The organism is Maribacter orientalis, assembly GCF_900109345.1.
Classification (GTDB): domain Bacteria; phylum Bacteroidota; class Bacteroidia; order Flavobacteriales; family Flavobacteriaceae; genus Maribacter; species Maribacter orientalis.
In genome coordinates, this window is sequence record NZ_FNZN01000001.1 from 663542 (window position 1) to 679526 (window position 15985).

Here is a 15985-nt window from a genome sequence, read left to right on the forward strand (position 1 = left end):
TTAATGAAAAACAATCATATTCAACACTTATTAGAAATTAATTTGGCTATGCTTTTTATAGCCACATCTGGTGCACTAGGTAGATATGTTCAGTTGTCTGTGCCCGTAACTATTGGTGCACGAGCTATTTTAGCTTTTCTAGTATTATTTCTCTTTTGTAAATGGAAAAATTTTTCATTTAACATTTACAAAAAAGATATCCTAGCAATTTTACTTAGCGGAGTATTGATGGGAGTACATTGGATTACCTATTTCTATGCATTAAAACTATCAAATGTTGCAATTGGCATGCTCTCCATGTTTACATATCCAGTAATTACTGCTTTTCTAGAGCCATTACTTTTAAAAACTAAATTTCAACTTGTTCACTTGCTTCTAGCATTTTTAGTACTTGCTGGTATGTTTTTTCTTAGTCCGTCGTTAGATTTTGAAAATTCGTATACCATTGCGATAGGGTTTGGAGTATTGTCTGCATTAGCCTACGCTTTAAGGAATATTCTTTTAAAACGAAAAGTTGCTAAGTATAACGGATCTATATTAATGACATATCAAACAGCTATTGTAGGCGTCTTGTTGTTTCCATTTTTATTTACCATAGCACCCGAACAAATTTTCAGCCAATGGCAAGCCTTAGTAGCTTTGGCGGTTTTGACTACAGTTATCGGGCATACGCTGTTCTTAATGACTTTCAAACATTTCAATATTACCACCGTAAGTATATTAAGTAGTGTTCAACCAGTTTATGGTATTCTGATAGGAGCTGTATTTCTTTCTGAGATACCCAAAGGGACTACGATTTTAGGAGGGATACTAATTTTAAGTTCCGTTGTTATAGAAAGTATTCGCTCTAAAAAGCAGCCTAAATTATTGTAATTATTGTGGGGTTTTAATTTCTGGTGTGCTTGCACCAAATTGAGATATTATGTTATTTCCGAATTTAGTAAATTGCTCATTTTTAGCCATTTCACGCACTTTCATAGGGTCAAAATCACCATTAAAATATAAAAAGGAACCTGTTTGATTGTCATTGTTGTAAATCAATATTTCTTTTACGGAATTCTTTTTCTCGCGAATAGAAACCACATTTCGTTTTAATTCGTCATTTTTTCTAAAAACTTCAATGAATGAATTTCCGGTTATACCATTCATCTGTTGGTTTAAAAATTGAGTTCTACTTGCAGTTGCACTTGGAAACTGCATGTATCTTAAATCTTTAGTAGTACCGACCAAAGACTGCATTTCAGGTGAAATTTCACTAATCATGCTCAGCATAAATTGAGGTACCCTAACCGCGGTAACTTGGTTATCGTTCTTATGTGCGTTATAAAATGTATCAATAGAATTGTAACCTCCACAAGAACTAAGAACTAGTAAAAGTGTCAGAGCAATAAAATTTCGTATCATCGTCATAGTGTTTTGTGTGTTTAATAATAGTGAAATTAAAGACATGCGTTCCATATAGGGTCATTTGGTAAAGGAGCAATAATTTCAAGCAATTCTTTCTTAACAGGATGCATTAATTTTAATTTACGGGCATGTAAATGAATACTGCCATTTTCGTTGCTTCTATTGAATCCGTATTTAAGATCACCTTTAATAGGGCTACCTATTGCGGTTAATTGAGATCGAATTTGATGGTGTCTTCCTGTTTCAAGGTCTATTTCTAAAAGATAATAATTATCGAGTTTCTTAATTAACCTGTAGCTTAAAATAGCTTTTTTACTGTCAGTAACTTCCTTACTGTTTGCATAAGACTTGTTTTGTTTGGTATTACGTGTCATCCAATGTAACAGCTTTTTCTCGGGCTCATCTGGCCTATTTTTAACAACCGCCCAGTAGGTTTTCTTAGCATCTTTCTCAGCAAACATTTTATTTAATCTAGGCAAAGCTTTGGAAGTCTTTGCAAATACTACAATACCTGATGTTGGGCGATCTAGACGGTGTACGACACCTAAATAAACATTGCCTGGTTTGTTGTATTTCTTTTTTAAATAAGCCTTTACGGTATCGCTAAGTGGTTTATCGCCGGTTTTGTCGCCCTGTACAATATCTCCAGGCCTTTTATTGATGACTATCAAATGATTGTCCTCAAAAAGTACCTGTAAATTAGCTATAGTAGAATGTTCTTTTTTTGACAATATATTTTCTTGTTATCTGATTGTTGTATGGATTGTAAATGTCTAGAATACTAACTTTTTTCCTTTTGCAATTAAAAATAGTAGCATAAAAATTCCAGTAGTTACAGCTACATCTGCGATATTAAAAATTCCTGTACGAAAGAAACCTAATCTAATCTGAAAAAAATCGGTAACAGAACCATGTACTATACGGTCTATTAGATTTCCGATACCACCACCAATTACTAATGCAAAGGCTATTAGTAATAGCAAATTCAAATTTGGTTTTGTTAAGATTCTATATAGCAATACTAGTAATACCAGTAATGGTAATCCTTGTAAAAATAAGCGTTTTACAATAGGAGGGAAGTGCTGCCCAAAGCCTAACATTGCGCCAGTATTTTCTACATTGGTTAGTATAAAATGCTCTCCAATTACTTGAATGTATTCTTTAGGCTCAACTTTTGTTCGTGTTAATTCTTTCGAAACTTGGTCACAACCTACGGTTAGTAGAACAATAATTAAAATCAAAAATTTAGAAAAGTTTCTAGTACCTTTCATACATGTAGAAATTAGTATTGCTCTTCGTCATTAGGAAAATCTTGACTCTTTACATCACTTACATAATTTGAAATAGCATTGCCCATTTCTTCATAAAGATTCATGTACCTACGCAAGAAACGCGGATTAAATTCATGGGTCATCCCTAAAAGGTCATGAACTACCAACACTTGTCCGTCGGCATATTTTCCACCACCGATACCAATAGTCGGTATAGTTAAACTTTCAGAAACTGTTTTAGTCAATTCAGCAGGTATTTTTTCTAGTACCAAACTAAAACAGCCTAATTTCTCAAGTAATAGGGCATCTTCCATTAATTGTTCGGCTTCTTCATCTTCTTTAGCCCTAACCGTATAAGTTCCAAATTTATAAATAGATTGTGGTGTTAATCCTAAATGACCCATTACTGGTATACCTGCAGCTAAAATTCTTTTAACCGATTCTTTTATTTCTGCTCCACCCTCTAACTTTACAGCATGTGCGCCACTTTCCTTCATAATACGAATTGCAGATCGCAAAGCTTCCTTTGGGTCACTTTGGTAACTACCGAAAGGTAAATCAACCACCACCAATGCACGTTCTACCGCTCTTATGACAGACGAGGCATGGTATATCATTTGGTCTAAAGTAATTGGTAATGTCGTTTCATGACCTGCCATTACATTACTCGCAGAATCACCTACTAAAATGACATCTACTTTAGCAGCATCTACAATTTTGGCCATAGAGTAGTCATATGAGGTAAGCATAGAGATTTTTTCTCCGTTCTTCTTCATTTCTACCAATGATTTTACCGTAACTCTTTTATATTCTTTTTTAGCAGTAGACATAGTTGTTTTTCGTTTAAGCGCCATAAAAGTAAGGAGTTTTAATGAGAATATTGTTGAATTACAAATAACGGTTCAAGCTAGTTTATGATCAAATTATATTAAATTACGTATGTATTAAAAACTACTAACATGAAACTACCATTGTTTTTCATTTTTGGATTAATGAATTTAGTTGCTTTAGCTCAGACCGAAGAGGAAATACAGGTGAAGCAAAACATCATTGAATTTTTTGATGCATTTCATGCAAAAGATTCTATTGCCATGAAGAAAACAGTTTACCCATCAATACTACTACAAACAATTGGAGTTAACAATGAAGGGAAATCTGTTTTAAAAACTGAAAATTTTGAGGACTTAGTGAAATCTATCATTAGCATACCAGATTCTACAAATTTTGAAGAAAGAATACTAAGTTATTCTATTCAAATTGACGGAAATATGGCAAATGCCTGGACACCCTACGAGTTTTGGATTAACGATAAATTCCATCATTGTGGAGTAAATTCTTTTCAACTTTTTAGGGAAGAAAATGCGTGGAAAATAATTTACTTAATAGATACCCGTAGAAAAAGTGATTGTTCAGTTTTGCCATAATAAGAAAGTGACTTTTTTTATTTCCACCCTCTTGAAGCAGTATTATCGGCAGTTGGAAAATCTTCTGGTACTTCTTGTGTTACCTTTCCAGTAGCAGCCCATTCTGCACCACGTTGTAAGGTCGTAATAAATCCTGCACACTCCATCGAATAATCAAAATGGCCTAAAGTTGAATGAAAGACTCGGCCTTTACCATAATTGATAGCCATTAATTGAGGAACATTTTGACCTAAACCTTTAATATTCGGGTCCCATGGCGGTGCATTCTTCTCTACATCGGCAAAGGCAGTTGATAATATTGTTGCATTTTCAAAAGGCCCTCTCATACGCTCGTACAATTCATCTGGTGTATGTAACCACTTGCTGGGTAAGCCTTTCATTATTGGATGTTCTGGTGCTCTTGTAGTTAATTGAAATTCATATTCAGGACCGTGAGAACCACAAACTCCTTCTGAAGAATCTTTTATGATTTCACCAGCATCGTTATAATAAACATAAGGGCCTGATTTTTCGTCGCGACCACCCCATGCTCCTAAACCAATCATTTTATTGAATTCTTCCCATTCTCCCCATGCATTATTCGCGGCATGAATAACCACAAAACCGCCACCATTGGCCATATAAGATTCAAAATCTTTTCTGGTTTTTTCTGGCCAAAGAGGTGATTCAGCCCCTAAATTTGAAATAATCACATCGTAATCATCAAAATTAAAGGTGAAATCAGAAGTTTTTATCGGGCTATCAGATATGTAATAGGTTTTATCGGATAATGGATACGTCTCAATAAACGAGGTATAGGCTTCAGGTCTTGTTTGATTATACTTTATACCTAGCCAAACAGAATCCATTCGTTGAATATCTACCGTGAAGAGATTAGTTTCTTCTAGATAATCTTTCATCATCATAGTCGTCTTAGGCCAAACATAGTGATTGTTTTGACCATCGATAATTAATGCTTTAAGCTTAGTTGGTGGTTGTTCTACGACTTCCTTTTTTTTCTGTCCACAAGAAATTAGTACTAAACAAAATATTGAAAATGCCATTAGTTTTTTCATGAGGATAATATTATAGTTGAAAAGGATTAAAAGAATTCTTGACTTTAAATGTACTAAATAAGATTGCAAAACCATTACCGCTCTATAATTTACCAATGAATAAACGCAAAACTTTTTGTGGATGATTAAAGTTGGATATAAATTAGCAACTTAAATAATTATGAATATTATGCGAGTACTAGGAATAGGTTCAAGAATTTTACATGCAGATTTCGGCAAAGGGGTGGTTACCAATGTGTCTTCAAATCAATATTGGGTAACTTTCATGGATAAGGGGTTGGAAACAATTGAAATGGATGCTGATTTTGAAGTTATAGAAGCAATAAGCAATGAAGTTGATACGGTCAGTTTTTTTGATGTTGAAAGTTCTTTGGTCGCAATTCTTCAAAAATGGAGCGATGCAACTCAGCGAGTAGCCATTGCTGATAAATGGAAAGGTGGTAATCTTGTTTTAGAACCTGGGGAAGTGGGTATGAGCAATAAGGAAATTCCTATCAATACTTTTTTTCATAAAATAGTGATGGTAAGAGACCGCATTCGAGTAATGGAACAAAAAATAAATTCTAGTAAGAATTTAGATGACCAAGAAAAGGTCGATTTACAACAGTATGTAACTCGAATATATGGCAGCTTGACTACCTTTAATGTACTTTTTAAAAATAAAAGCGACCATTTTGTAGGGGAGAAGAGTTAGAAGTAAATAAATGGCAAGGGTTTAAAAAGCTAAGTTATTTTTGAACTCGAAGAGATTTTATTACTTCGTATTGTTTATTGACTATGGATTGATTGAAACCATGAGCAGCATCCGAAACTAAAAAGTACTCTTTTTTAGGCGCCCTTATTTTGTCAAAATAAGGCTTATTAATATATTTTGAAGTTAGTATATCATTCGAACCTTGTATCATGTACACAGGTAAATGAAAAATTAATCCGTTTTTCTCAAAATTGATATCATTTACCATCGACTTTACCCCAATGTTTTTATCACCAACTAAATTTAAGAATGAATAATCATCACCATTATATCTATCATTTTGGTCTTTAATGTTATCATAAATTGGGGCTATTTTCCACCATGAAGAAGGAGCGGGGGTTGAATTTTCCTTTTCAAATTGCTTTACAATGCGTAACAGTTGCCCATAATTTTTAGCCATACTATATGGTGGTGGTCCTATGGTTTCTAATTTTTCAATGACTACTTCATCTTTCCTATCACTTGCCATTTTGTAAATTTCTGCATAAGCATTTTTAATGTTGCTAGAAAAATTTATAAATTGTGCATGACCTACATATGCATGAAACAAATCTGGTTGTTTTAAAACCATTTTAGTTGCCAAAATTGAACCCCAAGAAGTACCAACAATAATTACCTTTCTTTTATTTAAATATTTAAGAAGGTATTGGGTAAGTTCAATACCGTCATCGGTCATTTCTTCAACACTTAAAGGATTGTTTGCCAAAAAAAAATCAGTTATTTCTTTAGGAGCATTGCTGCCAAAGGTTTTGCCAGCTCCCCTTTGATCCCAATGAACAAGTGTAAATTCCTTTGTCCAACTACCATAAATATCTTCTTTATACTGACTCATAGTGCTACCCGGCCCGCCATGAATAAAAAGAATTACAGGGTTTGTAATATCTTCTCCTTTAATAGTAATCCATTGTTCAATATCACCAATGGGCAAAAATCGTTCTTCCATAATTTTGCTTTGGCCAAATGACATAAACATGGGCAATACAAAATATATCAATAACAGGGGTTTAACTTTCATGTGGCTATTATGGATTCTATTAGCTAATTCGATAAATGAATAATTTACAAAGATATTTATCTATTTTAATTCGGTTGGCAACTTCAGCTATGTTAACATGAGTTTATATTATTGGTAAACTTATAACAACCTATCAGTATCTTAAATTTAAATAACAAATGATCTAAGATTGAAAGCTTGTCATTACAGCAAGAAATTCTGAAATGGTCAAGATTTGTTTACTGTCTTCTTTGATTATACCTTCTTTTAACCTTAATAATTTTATATTTAAAATCATCATAAAATAAACTAACTAATAAAATTAAAGAAGCAATAGTCAATGTGTTCAGTTTTAAGTTAAGACGTGAATAAAGTAGTCCTCCAATAATTCCCCCGAGAAAAAAGAAACAAATTATGTATATACGTAATTTAATAGTCTCTTTTATTTTTTCAGTTTTAAGATGAGATTTATGAAATAATAATTGAGATAGTTCAATTCCTAAATCTGTAAATAGTCCTGTTAAATGAGTTGTTCTGACAACTGCATTTGAAATTTTTGTAACGAAAGAGTTTTGTAGTCCCATTGCATAAAGAAGTAAACAAATAATTACATCAGGATATTTTATTACAACAGCACTACCCAAAAAACCAACAGAAGCTAGAATGAAACATTCTATTAGTGTAGGTAAAACAAATATGTTTAGTTTTTTGTTTTTTCTAAAGGTCTCTATTAAAAAGCTTGAGGAAAAAGAACCAAAGAGAAATGAAAAAATATAGAGTAAATAAATTGTTCCATTCCAAAACTCAAAATTAGCAACATCACTTATGAATAATGCAAAGTGACCAGTTACATTTGTTGTTAATTGAGAAAACGCTAAAAACCCTGTAATATTTACAATACCAGCCACAAAAGACAAAACAGTGGCAATTTTCAGGTTGTGTTTTAAAGTCCTGCTTTTGCCTTGATGTCTAAACATATATTTTTTAGTTTGAACAATGTTTAAATGTAGACTAATGACCTGGTTTAGCCAAGGAATGCAAGATGATTACTTTTTATCAAAACTAATATAACCTTTGTGGAAAATTATAGTAAGATTAAATGCGATTTTAATAATCACATTTAATTCGGTTTATTTAAAAAGCATTATTAAACAGAGGAAAGCTAGTTTTTTTCGATAATTAATTATTGTTAATATTTTTTTAAGGTAAACTCATTGAAAATGAGTAAATTCTAATTTAGATATATAACCTTAATAAAATCTATAGACATGGCACTAAAAAAACAAATAAAAGACAAAGGGGCAAATACATTAGTAACCTTTACAATTAGAGAAAATGAAGCCCCAAGTTCATCAAATGTTTTATTGTTGGGTGATTTTAATAATTGGCAGAGTAATGACAGGACTTTTCAAATGGAAAAGAAAGGTAGTGCCTATTCGAAAAGTATAAAGCTTGAAAATGGAAAAAGGTATGAGTTTCGCTATTTAAGTGATGATAAAGGATGGTTCAATGACCATGCAGCTGATGATTATGTGCCTTCACCATATTCGGGTATTCAAAATAGTGTTGTCGATTTAAGGGTAATACCACAAAATGAGAAACCGGTAAAGAAAACGATTAAGAAAACAACTGCAAAAGCGGTGACGAAAACGGTTAAGAAAGCTAAAAAGGACGATTTGAAAAAAATTGAGGGAATAGGGCCTAAAATAGCCTCTATTTTAACTGAAAAAGGAATTGGAGATTTTGAAAAATTAAGTAAAGTTTCTGTAAAAGTGTTAGAAGGCATTCTTAAAGAAGCTGGTCCACGTTATGCAATGCATAAACCAGGTTCTTGGCCAAAACAAGCAAAATTGGCTAATGCTGACAAGTGGGACGAATTAAAAAAACTGCAAGATAAATTAGATGGCGGCAAGTAATTACCAAAATTTGTAAGAACAAGAGGTGTCAAGATTTCCGTAATCGGTAACCGGCTATTGATTTATTTGTAGGATGTTCATCTGTAGAATTATAATAGAGCTACAGAAAATTGTATTATAATTTTCTGGAATTCGATTTAAGCAATGTTTACTGGTATTGAGTTTTTATTCACCTAATTAGATACGGTTACAGTGAATTAATTGGAAATTATTGGTATTTTAAAACCTACCCTAATTTTTGTTCTAATCATTTTAGAAATGGGCATGTAATGAACCAGGTTACTTTCAAAGAACAAGGGATTTATATGGTCTCTTTTTTTTCAGACAGATATTTCCAATATCTTTTGGGTACATGCTGAACATGGAGCTTGGTATTTATCCGAGATTTAATGGTGGTACTTTTAAAGTAATTGTTCCAAAGTTCTTGGTATTCATATTCTGCATCGGTAAACACGGAATTTTTTTCAAGATTATTCGCATGAATATCTGTTAAATCAAGTGATATCATTTCTACAGTATTCATGTCGTAGTAAAGTCCGTATTTACGCTTCAGGTCATAAATAATCCATTGTTGGTCCGCATAACGGTTTCTAAAATGCTTAGATATTAGAGGAAGAACATCAAAATCTGGTTCAATATTTGAAAAATAAACCTCGTCTTTGGTTAATTGAAATCGAACAAACGCTTCCATACGGTGTTTTTCTCTACCTACTTTATGGGTTAGTTGATTAATTTTTAAAACACAATCATCTCCAAAGTCCATTGCTCCATTATATTTGCTTCCCATTAATTTTTGAATATAATGGTAGAGTAGTGCTTCTATAGTATTCTGTTCGCTTAAGAAAGCGAAGTAAACATTTTTTATGGCTGAATTGCTTTTTTTACGTATACCGTTCCAAACCCGTTGTGCTTTTTCAACATTAGTAAAAATTATTTCTGTTTCGGTAAATAGACCACTTTGTATTTGACCTTGCCGTTGAATATCGGCATGAGTTATTTTTTGTTCGAATCCGATAAAAACTGCAGTTAGAAAACCATTAAAGCTACCATCATAAATTAAGGTTTTTGTAGTATTCATTTGAACAAATTTAGAAGTTGAATAATATGGCGCTGACAAAAAAATTAAGTTGTTTTTTAAATTTGCTTTTTAGCATAACCACTTGGTAGCCTAAAGCCAATATTTTAACCTGACTTCGTTCTATAATGGAAATATAAAAATTAAATTTAGGTGCATGTAGAGCAGTATTTAGGTTTTCCATAAGATTAATTTTTAATATAGTTTAACTTTAATTGAATAAGGATAATTGATTGTTATAGTGGTTTTTGAATTTACCATTCTGTGATTGTAATATCATTCCTTTTATTTTGGATGCATCCAAATCTCTTCTTTCCCAATCATTAGAATTACAAATGATGAAATACTTTGCTCTATTAAGAGCTACTCCCATTTTTTTTAAATGGTCCCAACTTAAGTTTCTAAATTTTCTCCCATTTATAATTTTTTGAACAGAGCCCATACCAATGCCTGGTATACGTGCTAACATGCGGCTTTCTGCTTTATTTATATCTACAGGAAAATGGTTTAAGTTCCGTAAGGCCCACATTAATTTGGGGTCAATATCCATTTCAAGATTTGGATGGTCAGCATCTAAAATTTCATTCACACTGAAACCATAGAAGCGGAGAAGCCAATCGGTTTGGTATAATCTATTTTCACGTAACATAGGAACCTCTGAGCCTAAACAAGGTAATCTACTATCTGTGGAAATGGGAACATAGCCAGAATAATACACTCGCTTCATGTTATAATTCTTGTAAAAATGGGTAGCAGAATACATAATGTCCTTATCGCTTTCACCAGTTGTACCTATAATCATTTGGGTACTTTGTCCTGCAGGGGCGTATTTAGCCGTGCTTCTTATTATTTTACGTTCTTCATTATATCGTATAATTTCATTTTTAACCTTAAGCATTGGTTTTATGAAATCTTCATGTTTTTTATCTGGAGCCAATAATTTAAGGCCGGAGATTGTGGGGATTTCTATATTTACAGATAAACGGTCTGCATATAATCCGGCCTCATACATTAACTCATCACTGGCACCAGGTATAGATTTTAAATGAATGTATCCGTTAAAATTCTCTTCTTCACGCAGTTTCTTTGCAACGGCAATCAAACGCTCCATGGTATAATCTGCACTCTTAAATATCCCAGAACTTAAAAAAAGCCCTTCAATATAATTTCTTCTATAAAAGTTTATGGTTAAATCAACAACCTCCTGAATTTTGAAAGCAGCTCTTTTTATATCATTGCTTTTACGTGTTACGCAATAGGCGCAATCAAATATGCAATGATTGGTCAGTAGTATTTTTAATAGAGAAACACAACGCCCATCTTCGGTATAGGTATGGCAAATACCATTACCGGTATCGCCGAGGCCATTATCCTTGTTTTTACGATTACTACCGCTACTCGAGCACGATACATCGTACTTGGCTGCATCTGCCAATATGTTTAGTTTTTCTTTAATTCGATTAAAATCCATAGTAATGTGTAATTAATCCAAAAATATGGATATATTCCTAAATATGGAGATAATCCAATTTATTTTTTGGAAATAATCCATAATGACTATATTTGATGAAGAATGGGATATGGAATATCTCTTCAGATTAACAAGAGACCATGGAAAACGAACTTACTTTAAAACGATTTATTGACTTACGGAGAGAACTAGGTTATACACAAGCAGATTTTGCGGCACGTATAGGTGTATCTAATACAACTGCTGATATAGAACGAGGACGAACTAAACTCTCTGGTAAAGTGGTCTTAGAGTTATTAAAACAGTTTAAAATTAATCCGCTTTGGCTTTTTGGGGAAAGTGAGGAACAGTATTTAGAAACTTCCAGAACTAGTGTAATTCCAAAAGTTGTGACGGTTGATTCTGCGAATAGGGATAACATGGTGCTGGTAAATGCAAAAGCTGCCGCTGGGTATCCTCAAAATATTTCAGATACTAGTTGGTATCAGCAATTACCTGCCTTTGATTTACCCATTCCTGAATTTAGAAATGCAACTTATAGGGGATTTCAGGTAGAAGGGGATAGTATGTTGCCTAATTTACATCCTGGTGAATGGGTGTTGGCGAGAGCAATTGAACATATAGATCATGTAAGTGCAAATAAAATGTATGTCGTGGTATTGCAAGATTCTATTATGGTTAAGAAAATAGAGAAGCGTCCTAATTCTAATGATATTACTTTGATTTCGTTGAATGAAACTTATCCACCTTACGATATTAAACCTTTTCAGATTCAAGAAATATGGGAAGTCAGTAGTAAAATTACGTTTAATGTAGATGCTACTACAGATAGTGGTTTACTTCGTCAATTACAAGAGTCAATGCAAGAGCTAAAGAATCAATTACAGCACGTTAAGAAGGTTAATTAAAGTATTACTTAACATATTTCTTAACGTATAATCCACTATCTTTTAGCTTAAATCCTAAACTTTTATAAAGAGCGATTGCAGCAGTTCTATGATGTCCACTAAACAAGAGAACGTCGTTTAATTTTTCTTTTTCAGCTTGTTCTAAAAGTTTTACCATTAGCTTTCTTCCAATACCTTTTCCACGGTATTCAGAAGATACAACTACATCTTCTATCATTCCCTTGTAGCCTGAAACCACTTTATATTTTGCCATCATGGCTATTCCTACTAATACGTCACCATCCCTGCAAATTACTACATCGGTTGTGTGATTCGATAAAACAGTGGCTAAGTCCAACTGGGTCAACTCTGCATTAAGTTGCTTGTATAGTTCAGTAAGCTGCAATTGCAATGTATCTGTTACTTCATTTTTAGATAGTAGTTGAATAGTCATAAATAGAAATGTAATTTATATAGTATTAATTGTTACTCACTAGCCTTTACGCCTTTCTAATAAAACCATCATCATTAAACTTAAAATGATAATATCATCATCGTTTCCTTTCATTTTTTTTAATTCACTAACCTTAAAACGACGACCAACCAAAGATTTTTCCTTAGATAGACGAACTACAGTTTCATTATTGCCGTTCATAACAAGGTAAGCAGGATTTAAGAAGAGGCCTGTAAATAGATTGATAATAGGAATTTGCCCTACCAAACCATCAAGAACTTTCACCCAAGCATTTTCTTCACGAATAGTATACTTTAACTGTTTATTCTTGTCAAAAATCTCATAATGTGCTTTCCATAAAGACGCCCAACCTTTTCGGCCTATTTTACCGAATTCGTTTCCATTTGGATCTGAAAACGAATAACATGCAGAGAAATCAATCCATCTATCTGCTTTTATATTATAAAGCAGCTTGGTTTTACTTTCGTTTTCATAAACGCCAACATCTTCTTTAAATTTAAAAAGCTTTTGTTTTACATACGCCACTGTTTTTTTATCAGCATCAACAGCAGTAAAATCATTGGATAAGGTACCTATGTGAAAGGTGAAATCTATTGGAAAAATATAATCTTGCATGTTTGATTAGTTAGATTGTTTACTATAGAACTCGCTGTTAACAATTGATTTCAATAATGAACATCAAATTAAAACCGATTTCTGAAATAGAAAATGATAGGAATCTAGTTTAAATTTGATTTCTTAAATTCAAATAATAAGCAGAGTAGCCATTTTATTAATTAAACCCTTTTACTTCTCCCATAGAAATTGACATAGGCCCAAATTTATGATTGGTAGGTAGTAAAGCACCACTTTCAGTTTCTATCCAACCTTCCCAGGTTGCTTCTAAACCACCAATAGGTATTATTTTTGTCCACATTCTAAAACTCTTCGGCATACCGCTAGGTTCAATAATCCATAAATAAGAATCCCCGGGTGTGTCACCACCTTGTCTATAGGTTACCAGTAGAGCTTCAGAACCATCTTCCATATCTACTAAATAACGTTCTGCACCTCGGTCGAAAACCTTATAAGGAGCAACTAGCCAAAAAGAATCATTGTTGAAGTAGTGCTGTGCATTTTCAATAAGGTTTTGGGCAGCTTCATACGAGACAGTTTTATTGTTTACATATGCCGTGCTGGAGTGTGGGGTAATTAAATCTAGTTCAACAACATTATCTCTCCAAGAAACTTTTACAATAGCTTTTTTTCGGTTCCATTCATAAGAGTGGTCACCTCTAAAAGACCACTCAATTATCTTTGTGTTATTAAATTTTTTATAGTGTAAGGCATCAAGCATTCTATAGGCTAAAGCATCAGCTTCTGGTCCTGATTCTCCAGTTGGTAAGGGCTTGTTATAGAGATAATACAGTACGCCAAAACCTATGGCAACGAACAAAATCAGAAATATTAAAATCTTAAATAATTTCTTTAACATAAAGTATTTAAATAATTCATTGATAATTTTTTAAACGAAATCTTATAAAGGTGAATTTAAAAGTTTAGACTCATCTAAAACCCAACTGCAGCATCATCTCCACGCTTATCTGCCCCACCTTCTAATTTACCGTTTGATAAAACCCTAATCGCATCAACTTTACCTATAATGGGAGTACGCTCTTCATTAATTATATAGCCCTTAGATTTTAAATCTTCAATTAATGTTGGTGAAAATCCGTCAGGTTCAAAGATAACCATATCAGGCAACCATTGATGATGAAAACGCGGAGCATTAACGGCATCTTGCATACTCATTTTAAATTCATATCCATTTAAAATAGTTTGTGCTACTGCGGTAATAATAGTTGAACCACCTGGGGTTCCAACGACCATCCATAGATTGCCATCGCGCTCAACAATAGTAGGAGTCATACTACTAAGCATTCTTTTTTCAGCTTCTATACTATTAGCTTCTGCGCCAACTAGTCCGAACATATTAGGCACACCTGCTTTAGAACTGAAATCATCCATTTCATTATTTAAGAAGAAACCAAGTTCATCAGAATATAGTTTAGAGCCAAAATTACCATTTAAGGTTGTGGTCACTGAAACCGCATTACCATCTGTATCAACTATAGAGTAGTGGGTTGTTTCCATACTTTCTACAATTTCTACTTCACCGTGAGAAACATCCTCTGACTTTGTAGCTTTCTCAAATGAAAAATCAGACATACGTTGTTTCATGTAATTGTCTTCAAGCAATACATCTAAAGGAATTTCAACAAAATCAGGATCGCCTAAATAGAAATTTCTGTCAGCATAGGCACGGCGCGAAGCTTCAGTGAATAATTGAATGGTTTTCTCAGAATTATGCCCGTATGAGGATATATCATAAGGCTCAATCATTTCAAAAATCTGATTCATGGTAACACCACCGCTACTCGGTGGTCCCATAGAAATTATGTTTAAATCTCTATATTTAAACGTAATTGGTTTTCTCCAAACAGCTTGGTAATTAGCTAAATCTTCTTCGGTTACAAATCCACCATTTGCCTGAATAAAACTTGCTAGTTTTTGAGCAACTTCGCCTTTGTAAAATCCATCTCTTCCCTTTTCAGCTATCGTACGAAGTGTTTGTGCGAGTTTAGGGTATTTTATAACTTCACCCTCTTTATAAACTGATGCGAATTTTGTACTATCACCATTTACTTTAATGAAAACTTCGCGATAATTATCAAGCATTTCGGCTTGCTTAGCTGTAACTATAACACCATTTTCTGCCATGACAATTACAGGCTCGAAAATATCTTTTAAAGGTAGTTTTCCGAATTTTTTATGTACTTCTATTATTCCTGCAACCGAACCAGGCACGCCAACAGAGGTAGCTCCTAATGTGCTCATGTTAGGAATCACATTTCCCAAAGAATCTAAATACATATCTCTATAGGCAGATTTAGGTGCTTTTTCCCTAAAATCTAAAGAGCCTATTTCACCATTTGCATTTCTGTACACCATAAATCCACCACCGCTAATATTTCCTGCTCGCGGGTATGATACAGCAAGTGCTAATTGCGTACCAACCATGGCATCAAAGGCATTACCTCCTTTTTGCATGATATCACTACCAATTTTTGAGGCTTCTTCACGTGCAGAAACGACCATGGCTTTATCGGTTACGATACCTGTTGGGCTGGCAGGATTGTCTTTGCAACTGCAAAATATCACGAATATCGTCAGCGTTAATATAAATTTAATCCGGTTCATAGTTAGTTAACTTATT

Annotated in this window: 18 protein-coding genes; 5 read left to right on the top strand and 13 right to left on the bottom strand. The window is 33.3% G+C overall.

Features of this window, described 5'->3' with window-relative positions; genetic code table 11:
• Nucleotides 1-3 precede the first annotated feature (3 nt).
• The gene (locus BMY56_RS02910) at nt 4-873 is read left to right on the top strand and encodes a DMT family transporter (RefSeq protein WP_245737123.1); all 870 of its coding nucleotides are present in this window, start codon (nt 4-6) and stop codon (nt 871-873) included.
• Here BMY56_RS02910 and BMY56_RS02915 read toward each other — a convergent pair whose 3' ends face one another.
• From BMY56_RS02915 to panB, 4 genes are read right to left on the bottom strand one after another with little or no spacing between them, the layout of a single operon-like run.
• Entirely contained in the window at nt 874-1404 is a 531-nt protein-coding gene (locus BMY56_RS02915; RefSeq protein ID WP_245737124.1) for a DUF4252 domain-containing protein, read from the bottom strand. It lies immediately after the preceding gene.
• A gap of 35 nt (nt 1405-1439) precedes the next feature.
• Nucleotides 1440-2138: an RluA family pseudouridine synthase gene (locus BMY56_RS02920; protein ID WP_091619604.1), complete on the bottom strand. Its 699-nt coding sequence runs from the start codon at nt 2136-2138 to the stop codon at nt 1440-1442.
• 42 nt (nt 2139-2180) lie between these two features.
• On the bottom strand, nt 2181-2678 hold the full coding sequence (gene lspA, locus BMY56_RS02925) for a signal peptidase II (RefSeq protein WP_091619607.1): 498 nt from the start codon (nt 2676-2678) through the stop codon (nt 2181-2183).
• An 11-nt stretch (nt 2679-2689) separates the two neighbouring features.
• The gene (gene panB / locus BMY56_RS02930; protein ID WP_091619610.1) at nt 2690-3508 is read right to left on the bottom strand and encodes a 3-methyl-2-oxobutanoate hydroxymethyltransferase; all 819 of its coding nucleotides are present in this window, start codon (nt 3506-3508) and stop codon (nt 2690-2692) included.
• Nucleotides 3509-3637: 129 nt separating this feature from the next.
• Between panB and BMY56_RS02935 the strand changes: the two genes are divergently transcribed.
• The gene (locus BMY56_RS02935; RefSeq protein WP_091619614.1) at nt 3638-4102 is read left to right on the top strand and encodes a 3-methyl-2-oxobutanoate hydroxymethyltransferase; all 465 of its coding nucleotides are present in this window, start codon (nt 3638-3640) and stop codon (nt 4100-4102) included.
• Nucleotides 4103-4119: 17 nt separating this feature from the next.
• Here the strand turns inward: BMY56_RS02935 and BMY56_RS02940 are convergent, their stop codons facing one another.
• Nucleotides 4120-5157: a ThuA domain-containing protein gene (locus BMY56_RS02940; RefSeq protein WP_177170910.1), complete on the bottom strand. Its 1038-nt coding sequence runs from the start codon at nt 5155-5157 to the stop codon at nt 4120-4122.
• A 169-nt stretch (nt 5158-5326) separates the two neighbouring features.
• Here BMY56_RS02940 and BMY56_RS02945 point away from each other — a divergent pair, with 169 nt between their 5' ends.
• On the top strand, nt 5327-5851 hold the full coding sequence (locus tag BMY56_RS02945; RefSeq protein WP_091620069.1) for a hypothetical protein: 525 nt from the start codon (nt 5327-5329) through the stop codon (nt 5849-5851).
• Between the two features lie 34 nt (nt 5852-5885).
• On the opposite strand, the gene BMY56_RS02950 is transcribed toward BMY56_RS02945, so the two are convergent.
• Nucleotides 5886-6926, bottom strand: coding sequence for an alpha/beta fold hydrolase (locus BMY56_RS02950; RefSeq protein ID WP_091619617.1), 1041 nt, complete (start codon nt 6924-6926; stop codon nt 5886-5888).
• A 218-nt stretch (nt 6927-7144) separates the two neighbouring features.
• Entirely contained in the window at nt 7145-7882 is a 738-nt protein-coding gene (locus tag BMY56_RS02955) for a YoaK family protein (protein WP_091619620.1), read from the bottom strand.
• A 291-nt stretch (nt 7883-8173) separates the two neighbouring features.
• Between BMY56_RS02955 and BMY56_RS02960 the strand changes: the two genes are divergently transcribed.
• Nucleotides 8174-8821, top strand: a complete 648-nt coding sequence (locus BMY56_RS02960; RefSeq protein ID WP_091619624.1) for a helix-hairpin-helix domain-containing protein — start codon at nt 8174-8176, stop codon at nt 8819-8821.
• A gap of 301 nt (nt 8822-9122) precedes the next feature.
• Here the strand turns inward: BMY56_RS02960 and BMY56_RS02965 are convergent, their stop codons facing one another.
• Both BMY56_RS02965 and BMY56_RS02970 read right to left on the bottom strand, forming a co-directional pair.
• Entirely contained in the window at nt 9123-9899 is a 777-nt protein-coding gene (locus BMY56_RS02965) for a TIGR03915 family putative DNA repair protein (RefSeq protein ID WP_091619627.1), read from the bottom strand.
• 208 nt (nt 9900-10107) lie between these two features.
• On the bottom strand, nt 10108-11367 hold the full coding sequence (locus BMY56_RS02970) for a putative DNA modification/repair radical SAM protein (RefSeq protein WP_091619630.1): 1260 nt from the start codon (nt 11365-11367) through the stop codon (nt 10108-10110).
• A gap of 140 nt (nt 11368-11507) precedes the next feature.
• Between BMY56_RS02970 and BMY56_RS02975 the strand changes: the two genes are divergently transcribed.
• A complete protein-coding gene (locus tag BMY56_RS02975; protein ID WP_091619633.1) occupies nt 11508-12275 on the top strand; it encodes an XRE family transcriptional regulator in 768 nt (255 codons plus the stop codon).
• Nucleotides 12276-12279: 4 nt separating this feature from the next.
• Here the strand turns inward: BMY56_RS02975 and BMY56_RS02980 are convergent, their stop codons facing one another.
• The 4 genes from BMY56_RS02980 to ggt all read right to left on the bottom strand — a co-directional run bounded on the left by BMY56_RS02980 (nt 12280) and on the right by ggt (nt 15969).
• On the bottom strand, nt 12280-12708 hold the full coding sequence (locus BMY56_RS02980) for a GNAT family N-acetyltransferase (protein WP_091619636.1): 429 nt from the start codon (nt 12706-12708) through the stop codon (nt 12280-12282).
• Between the two features lie 39 nt (nt 12709-12747).
• Nucleotides 12748-13344: an LURP-one-related family protein gene (locus BMY56_RS02985; RefSeq protein ID WP_091619639.1), complete on the bottom strand. Its 597-nt coding sequence runs from the start codon at nt 13342-13344 to the stop codon at nt 12748-12750.
• 157 nt (nt 13345-13501) lie between these two features.
• The gene (locus BMY56_RS02990; protein WP_091619642.1) at nt 13502-14203 is read right to left on the bottom strand and encodes a hypothetical protein; all 702 of its coding nucleotides are present in this window, start codon (nt 14201-14203) and stop codon (nt 13502-13504) included.
• Between the two features lie 74 nt (nt 14204-14277).
• The gene (gene ggt / locus BMY56_RS02995; RefSeq protein WP_091619645.1) at nt 14278-15969 is read right to left on the bottom strand and encodes a gamma-glutamyltransferase; all 1692 of its coding nucleotides are present in this window, start codon (nt 15967-15969) and stop codon (nt 14278-14280) included.
• Between the last annotated feature and the right edge of the window lie 16 nt (nt 15970-15985).